6 protein-coding genes and 1 pseudogene are annotated in these 7,883 nt (G+C 51.2%); all 7 read right to left on the bottom strand.

Going from position 1 to position 7,883, the window contains the following annotated elements:
* Positions 1 to 271: 271 nt before the first annotated feature.
* Positions 272 to 1,381, bottom strand: a complete 1,110-nt coding sequence (locus NDI45_RS22675) for an S-(hydroxymethyl)glutathione dehydrogenase/class III alcohol dehydrogenase (protein WP_348248896.1) — start codon at positions 1,379 to 1,381, stop codon at positions 272 to 274.
* Positions 1,382 to 1,564: 183 nt separating this feature from the next.
* The gene (locus NDI45_RS22670; RefSeq protein ID WP_348248894.1) at positions 1,565 to 2,302 is read right to left on the bottom strand and encodes a GntR family transcriptional regulator; all 738 of its coding nucleotides are present in this window, start codon (positions 2,300 to 2,302) and stop codon (positions 1,565 to 1,567) included.
* 20 nt (positions 2,303 to 2,322) lie between these two features.
* Positions 2,323 to 2,832 carry a hypothetical protein gene (locus NDI45_RS22665; RefSeq protein WP_348248892.1) on the bottom strand — a complete coding sequence of 170 codons (510 nt, stop codon included), beginning with the start codon at positions 2,830 to 2,832 and terminating at the stop codon, positions 2,323 to 2,325.
* A gap of 8 nt (positions 2,833 to 2,840) precedes the next feature.
* A complete protein-coding gene (locus NDI45_RS22660; protein WP_348248890.1) occupies positions 2,841 to 4,643 on the bottom strand; it encodes a DUF1989 domain-containing protein in 1,803 nt (600 codons plus the stop codon).
* 73 nt (positions 4,644 to 4,716) lie between these two features.
* Positions 4,717 to 4,867 (bottom strand): annotated as a pseudogene (locus tag NDI45_RS22655) (hypothetical protein).
* Complete coding sequence (locus NDI45_RS22650) at positions 4,867 to 5,667, bottom strand: MOSC domain-containing protein (protein ID WP_348248888.1); 801 nt, start codon at positions 5,665 to 5,667, stop codon at positions 4,867 to 4,869. The pseudogene NDI45_RS22655 and the gene NDI45_RS22650 overlap by 1 nt, the downstream one beginning before the upstream one ends.
* 114 nt (positions 5,668 to 5,781) lie before the next feature.
* Positions 5,782 to 7,218: an acyl-CoA dehydrogenase family protein gene (locus NDI45_RS22645; protein WP_348248886.1), complete on the bottom strand. Its 1,437-nt coding sequence runs from the start codon at positions 7,216 to 7,218 to the stop codon at positions 5,782 to 5,784.
* Positions 7,219 to 7,883: the final 665 nt, after the last annotated feature.

Here is a 7,883-nt window from a genome sequence, read left to right as displayed (position 1 = left end):
CGTTTGACTGCCTCGATTGCTTTAGTGCGGAGGTCGTAGCTGTAGGGGGCGGACATGAGCATTTCCCAACTCTCTTCTAGCCTCTATGTTACTGTCCTATCTCTGTTGCGTAGGGCTATAGTCAGTGAGAGTGCGAATCGTTTAGTAGCCTGTACTGAAGCGATCGCGAAAGAATATTTGACGATAAATCTCAAAGTCCCCCAGGATTGGGGGATTTAGGGGGCAGTGCAAAATCTCTCCCACTGACCCACCATTCTTTAAGCTACAAATTCTAGAAAGTCAGAACTGTTCGGATCGCGCCGCCCCGGTGCATTAAATCAAAGGCTTCGTTCACTTGATCGATCGGCATCACGTTCGTGATCAGATCATCAATGTTAATTTTGCCGTCCATGTACCAGTCCACAATTTTGGGAACGTCGGTGCGTCCTCTTGCGCCACCAAACGCGCTGCCTCTCCAGACCCGACCTGTCACCAATTGAAACGGACGAGTGCTAATTTCCTGCCCGGCTCCCGCTACGCCGATGATCGTACTTTCGCCCCAGCCTTTATGACAGCACTCCAACGCTTGCCGCATCACATTCACATTGCCAATGCACTCAAAGCTATAGTCTGCGCCGCCTTTCGTCAGTTCCACCAGATGGGCAACCAAATCGCCTTCAACCTCCTTGGGATTGACAAAGTGAGTCATGCCCAGCTTTTCCGCCAGTTCGCGCTTCTGCGGATTCAGATCCACACCGACAATCATATTCGCCCCGACCATGCGGCAGCCTTGAATCACGTTGAGTCCGATGCCGCCCAACCCAAAGACGACTACGTTTGAACCGGGCTGCACCTTTGCAGTGTAAATTACGGCTCCCACGCCTGTCGTCACACCACAGCCGATGTAGCAAACTTTTTCAAACGGGGCATCTTCCCGGATTTTGGCAACGGCGATTTCGGGCAGCACGGTGTAATTAGCAAAGGTAGACGTGCCCATATAGTGATGGATCATCTGACCATCGATCGAAAAACGGCTCGTTCCATCAGGCATCAGTCCTTTGCCCTGAGTCGATCGAATTGCCTGACAGAGATTTGTTTTGCGGCTGAGGCAGTATTCGCAGTTGCGGCACTCTGGCGTGTAGAGCGGAATCACATGATCTCCAGGTTTCACTGAAGTTACGCCTGCGCCCACTTCAACGACGATCCCCGCGCCCTCGTGACCCAGAATCGCCGGAAATAGCCCTTCGGGGTCTGACCCAGACAGCGTGAAAGCATCGGTGTGGCAAACGCCTGTCGCTTTGATTTCGACCAGCACTTCGCCTGCTTTTGGTCCTTCAAGCTGCACGGTTTCAATGCTCAAAGGTTTGCCTGCTTCCAAGGCTACGGCTGCTTTCACATCCATAAATTTTCTCCTGCGATCGTTTCGGTAAAGCTTGTTTAAGCTTCTTGCATGATGGGTGGTTAAACCATTCTTTGACTATGACATATCGTTCTAGAAATTAAGGTCTGGAAAATCAGACCGCATCAATTCCCTGCGCTGATTCGTGAATATTGGTTTGAAGGCTTAGGCTGAACCGCTTGTCTCTTATTCCGATCGCCCCTGCAAGTCCTGTTTTCTAATCTCCACTGAGTATGCCAATCGATCGCCTCGCGAGAGGGCTTCTCCGGTGACGATCGGCTGATGAGCGGGGGTGTAGGCAGTGTAGCAGTAGACGATCAGCGGCTCGCCCAGAGGAACGCCTAGATATTCGCTGGTTTCGGGGTTGGCACGAGTAGATTCGAGGGTGGCGGTAATGCGATCGATCAGAACGCCATTTTGCTCTAGGGTGGGAAAGGTCATGTGCTGCTTCAGGTCTTTAGCGTAGGTTTTGCCCAGGTTTGCCAGGATGTAGGTAATATCAACGGCAACGGCAACGTCGTTCAGCAGCAGCAGTTTTTTTTGCAGATAGACTTCGGATTGATTGGGCGAAAGTTGCAGCGTTTGACGAATGGTAGACGGAGGAGAGACCGATTTAAACACAAGATTGCGAATGGAACTGGTGACACCCTGGCGAAGCATATCCGCTTCAAAAAAAATCATCGGACTGGACAGCGAATAAGTGACTTTGCGCTGTTCTTTGACAAACACGCCCTTGCCGCGCTGAGAAACGACTAAGCCCTGGTTAACCAGATTGGCGATCGCTCGTCGGGCAGTAATGCGGCTGACTGCAAACTGCAGCATGAGCTGGTGTTCGCTGGGCAACTGTTCGCCCGGTTTAAACTCGCCGTTTGTGATTTGATGACGAAGCTGCTCAGAAATTGCCAGGTGAAGGGGAATCGGCATTGAGAGGGCGATCGGGTGAGTTAAAGAGGCTGAAGCTTTGCTTGAAGTTGAGGCAAATCTTTCTGAGCGGCGTGTAGTTCAAGGGCGGGTTTTCCAGCAATTGGGTGTCGCCAGATTAGCACAGAAATTCCGTTGATGCGAGCAGGGGCAGCACAGTGCAGCGGCAGATTTTCCAGTCGGTGAGGCGGTTTAGAAATCGCAATCAGCAACAGTTGAGATAAGGCGGCTTCAGGCAGAATCAACGACCCCAGCCAGTTAAATTGTTTGATCCAGACATGCTGAGTGGACAAAGTATTCAAAACTTGAGCAATTGGGGCATTGTCTCCGCAACAGGAAATCCGAAAGTTGTTTTCACAGAGCCGCAGAATTGAGCAATGCTCGCCGCCAAGCTGAGATTCAAGAGATCGAAACGGCGCAATTCGATCGATCGCTTCACCTACGATACTTTTCATTGCTTGCAGACCATCAACGCCTGCGATATCCCAGAGGTAGGTTTTGATCTCCGTTTCTGTTCTCTCTTTCGTTTCCATTTTCGTTCTCACGATCGTACTCTGCTCTTGGTTGGATCATAAGCCGCCAGCGTTCCCACGATCGCCTTGATTCGTCGCTTCATTCCATCCATCACGCCGACTTCCAACTCAGTGCCGATCGTGCTGTATTCAGGAGCCACTTGAGCCAGAGCAATACTGCGATTTAGAATTGGTGAAAAGGTTGCACTCGTAATCATACCGACGCGCCAGCGTTCCCCGATCGCATAAATAGGGTGTCCGGGTTCTGCGACTTCATTGCCGTCTAGCACCAGTCCAACAGCGACTTTAGGTGGGTGTGGCTTGATTGCTTCCAGGGCGGCTTTGCCAATAAAATCGGGTTTCTTCAGTGCCACTGACCAGCCGATTCCCGCCTGATAGGGCGATGTTAAATCGTCAAACTCTCGTCCGGCACTCAGCAATCCGGCTTCAATTCGGGCGCGATCGAGGGCAAACATTCCCATCGGCTGCAGTCCAAACGGTTTTCCGACAGCCATTAGCGCATCCCAAAGGGCAGACCCATCACGAGGATGCACAAATAATTCGTAGCCCAGTTCTCCGGTATATCCGGTGCGCGAAATCAGAACGGGAACGTTGGCAATCGTGCCGATCGCAAAATGAAAATAAGGCAGATCGTCGATCGTGTAGGGGGTGAATTTTGAATCAAACTGGGTGATCGATCGCAGAATTTGTCGGGAGAGCGGACCCTGAAGTGCCAGATTGTGAAGTCGATCGCTGCTGGGATCGATCGTCACCGAGAAACTTTGTTGCTGTGCCAGCCGTGCCAGCCATTCCCCGTCAGAGTCGCAGTTGCCCACATAGCGAAACACCTGCGCTGCCAGTCGAAACACAATCCCATCATCCACAATGCCACCGTGGGGATTGAGCAAACAGCCGTAGGCAGACTGCCCGACTTGCAGTTTGGTCACATCTCGCGAAAAGGCATACTGAAGCAGATTCAAGGCATCGTCGCCGCAGATCTCAAACTTTCGCAGTGCGGAGAGATCCAGCAAAACGGCTCGATCGCGCAGTGCCCAATATTCGTCTTGAATGCCGTGGTGGGCAAAGGTTTGAGGAACCCAGAAGCCGTTGTATTCTGCCAAATGAGCGGTGAGCGTCTCAATGCGATCGGTGAATGCGCTGGGTTGGGTTTGTCGCAGGGGCAGCGTGGGGGAAGCTCGTCGCCCAACCGATCGCGCAAAAGTTTCGCTCCTGTCATAAATTCGCACCCGGATCGGCGTGGGATGCCAGCCATTTGCCGGATCGATATCGTCTGGACAGGAGGAACTGGCGCAGAGCAAATCGCGACTTGCCCGCAACAGCACATAGTCTCCCGGACGCGACCACGATTCGGCTGAGACGATCGCCCCGCTGCAATCTACGGCAGTATTAAAAAAGAAATTTACCGCCGCCCAGCCCGATCGGGCTGCAATGCCGTAAGGCTGCAAAACTCGATTAAAGTTATCGCTACAGCTTGGATGTCCTGGATAGCCTGCGTCTTCGTAGTATTGGTTGGTGCAGGCGAGCAGGAAACTGTCGTGTCGTCCGCAGGTGTCCTGAATCACTTCAAACAACGGCTGGAGCGCTTGCGAAAAATATTTGCCCAGCAGTCCAGCCTGAGGCATTGCCAAGCCATTCAGGGTGCGAGTCGCAGTGCTGTCCAGTTCTTCCGCATCATCGATGCCCGCAAACGCCAGAAAGTCCGAACACTGCGATCCTTCCACGTCAATGATTTGAATATACTGTCCTGCCTGCACCCTGTAGGCGATCGCCGTTCCGGGTTCAATTCGATAGTCGGCAATGACACGTCCCATCGGCTGCGGAACATCAGAGCTGATTGCAAAATCAGATTTTATCGTGTTCTTAGAATTATCTTCAGAACTATCTTTAGTTTCGAGGCGCATACATCATTACCATTACACCAAGCAATGCAATCCAGCTTCCCAACCAATCAAAGCGATCCGGCTAGCCAAACAAGATAGCCGCCCCCAATCTCACACAAACCTGCCAACAGAAAATAAAACAGCGATTGAGCGATTAGACGATCGCCACCCGATCGCCCCGTCGAATCGTACCGCCCTGCCTGACACTGGCATAAATGCCCACATGACCGCTGTTGTGTTTCACGATTGTTCTCAGCACATTCACATCGTTGGACAGTTCGCCCTGCGGCAGCGTGGTCATTACACAGCGCGGGCAAGGTTCGGTAATGCTGAGCCGGACTTCATCACCGATCGCAAGCGTTTTGCCCACCCAGTCATTTTCGACAAATCCCGTTGCGCCCTCGATCGGTTTAACCACAAAATTTGGGCGAAAGCGGCGCGGCTCAAAGCGTGAAGTCGGCGTGATCGATTGAAACTGATCGAGTGTTGCCGTCGTGAGCAAATGCACGGTTGCTGCATCAAAAAACGTATTTGGACGAATAGCAGCATTCGTTTCGCAGCCTGCATCTGGAATGTCTTCAATATCGGGTGTGTACATCTCAATGCTAGGGGCTGCTGGCGCGGCGGTTTCTAGCCTGACTTTGCGCCCAAATGCCTGAGAGAGAATTTCGTTTATGTCTGATCGATCGCCCATCACGATCGACCCATCCGGCAGCGTAATTTTCACCTGTTCCAGCGAATTGAGAGCAGCGCGACAGTCAAACAATATGCCCCACTTGCGCGGCAGCTTTGCGCTAATAATTGCTCCTGTTTCTGCATCTACCAGCGCATAGGCACGATCGCCCATCAAGCCGCGCTCCATCACTTCCGTTGCATTTAACTCCTCGCCCAGCATCGATTTAACCGGATATCGCCACATCGAGACGATCGACCCAACCACAGATTCATTGTTCATTATTAAGTCTCATTGTTAAATCCCCTTATCAAATCTCATTGGGATCTTAGAACGGTATGGGCGATCGGGTTTTTCAGGGGTTGGACGATCGCTCACACTGAGCCGAATGTATTTTCAGGCAATGCTCGCGGCAAAGGACTTTGATAAAGCTTGCGCTTCGGCGGCATCCGCTTCGGCTAAAAGCTGTTCTGCCAGTTTGCGTTTGCCTGCTGCATCTAATTTTTTGACTTCGTTGTGCAGCACGCGCTCGTTCACGTTTTGATTCCAGTAGTCCAGCGAATCGAACCCTAAAAGAGCCAGTTTGCCTACAAATTGCCGCAGCACTTCGTTCGTCGGACCCATCACCCAGCCCGCTTTACCATCGCGCAGATAGCGTTCGATCTCCATGTCTTTCTTGAACCCCGAACCGCCGCAGGCGTGCAGCATCTTGTCGCAGACGTGGGCTACACTTTTAGCTGCTGCAAATTTGATTTGCCAGTACCAGGGCAGATAAGCCGATCGCGGCAAAGCCGTCAGATCCGCGTGAATTGACCAGTCGCACCCGTTCGTCAGATCATCCATCAGTTTGCCCATAGTGAAGGTAAACGATCGACAGGTGTTGGTATCAATAATCGCTTCGCCAAAATAATCCTGAATCGTTGGATAATCTGCGACGCGCATTCCCACATCAACGTGCTTTTTGCGAGTGACGTGCCGCTTGGCAATATCGATCGCCCCCATGGCAATACCGTTCCAGCAAGCCGACGAACAGAGCAGGAAAAACGGATCGACAATTTCGTCGTTAGAAGCGGTACCGTCTCCTTTGGGTCCGACCAGGCGATCGATCGGAACCGTGACCCCATCGACTAACAGCGTTCCCGACTGGTTGCCGCGCAAACCCAGCGCATCCCATTTGTGCGGTTCTGCTTTGACTTCATTGCCGTAGATCAAAAAGCAGGACAAATCCGCGTAGTTACCGTCAAAATCGGGGCTGGTAGTCTGAACAATGTACCAGTCTGCAAAGCCTGCCGAAGTCGTCCAGGAGGCTTTTTTGGTGACGTTCCAGCCTGCTTCAGACGCTTCTGCTTTCGAGGAAACAGGATACCAGAAGTGCGATCCGGTTTCTGGGTCAGAGTAGGACAGTGTCCCAATCAAGACATCGCGATCGAGGCGTTGAAGCAACTGCTGCAATTGGGAATTTTCATGGGCACGAAACAGAGCGGCGGCGACTGCGCCCAGGTGCATCGTGTAGCACATTGCTGTACTGGGACAGCCATAGCGGGCGATCGTTTCTACAATCATTGCCGCACAGACATGATTTTCGCCCAATCCGCCCCACGCTTTCGGCACAAATAGCCCCAATAAACCGAGTGATGCCAATGCCTCAAAGTTTTTGCGCGGGTAAACCAGATTGCGATCGGAATCGATGGCGTTGGGACGCAGTACGGTAGCACACAAGTCGATTAGCTTTGCCTGAAGCTCCTGCTGAGCGGGTGTGAGCAGCCATTGGGGGTCAAAGTGATAATCTAATCCCCAGAAGGGCTCCCCCTGCCAAACCTTTGTTCTCACCATAATTTTTCACCTTTTAACAAACGCAGACTGCACGATTAAGTTTCCTGTCAATTGCCCGAATGCAAGGCTTCTGAGCAATACACGACCGGAGAGCGAGAAGTCGGAGCAATCATAACAGGTCAGAACAATCAACGATTTAGAACAATCTATTTAGAACAATTAACGATTCGACTATTGATCGAAGATTATCCTGCTGAACATCGTTGAACCACTCGAACAATGCGGCGGCTGAGGACGTGAAAGACAATCGAACAGAGAATGAATGACTGGAGCGATGATTTGAGGATTAATTTGATGAACGATCGGTTCAGGCAGGATAAAGGAACACAGATGCTGCAATCTATAAGCTTTCAGGGGTACTACGCGATCGCTCACACGTCTTACAAAAAGTCATTGCCTGAAGTTCATTCCTGACAGATTGCCAAAGTTACTCAAGGATTCAGGACAAGGGCTTAGTCATGTAGCATAAACTGCTCTAATCTCCCAGATGGTTAATTAGAATACCATTTGTTATAACAAGTTAGGTTTAACATTTGGTTCAGGATTTATCGTTCCTGCGGTATGTTCATCTTTAACTCAAGATTTTGCTGATTCAAAACGCTTGGGTTTGAGCTTGTCGCGTTCGGACTTTTAATGTCTGAACTTTTAATGTTCGGGCTTTTAAT

The organism is Leptolyngbya sp. GB1-A1 (assembly GCF_039962475.1).
GTDB lineage: Bacteria > Cyanobacteriota > Cyanobacteriia > Elainellales > Elainellaceae > Leptolyngbya_A.
This window is presented reverse-complemented; position numbering and strand designations above follow the sequence as displayed.

Bases quoted from the DNA above. Each gene is read 5' to 3' on its own strand.
- NDI45_RS22675 (WP_348248896.1), bottom strand. From the start codon at position 1,381: ATGGATGTGAAAGCAGCCGTAGCCTTGGAAGCAGGCAAACCTTTGAGC.
- NDI45_RS22670 (WP_348248894.1), bottom strand. From the start codon at position 2,302: ATGCCGATTCCCCTTCACCTGGCAATTTCTGAGCAGCTTCGTCATCAA.
- NDI45_RS22665 (WP_348248892.1), bottom strand. From the start codon at position 2,832: ATGGAAACGAAAGAGAGAACAGAAACGGAGATCAAAACCTACCTCTGG.
- NDI45_RS22660 (WP_348248890.1), bottom strand. From the start codon at position 4,643: ATGGGACGTGTCATTGCCGACTATCGAATTGAACCCGGAACGGCGATC.
- NDI45_RS22650 (WP_348248888.1), bottom strand. From the start codon at position 5,667: ATGAACAATGAATCTGTGGTTGGGTCGATCGTCTCGATGTGGCGATAT.
- NDI45_RS22645 (WP_348248886.1), bottom strand. From the start codon at position 7,218: ATGGTGAGAACAAAGGTTTGGCAGGGGGAGCCCTTCTGGGGATTAGAT.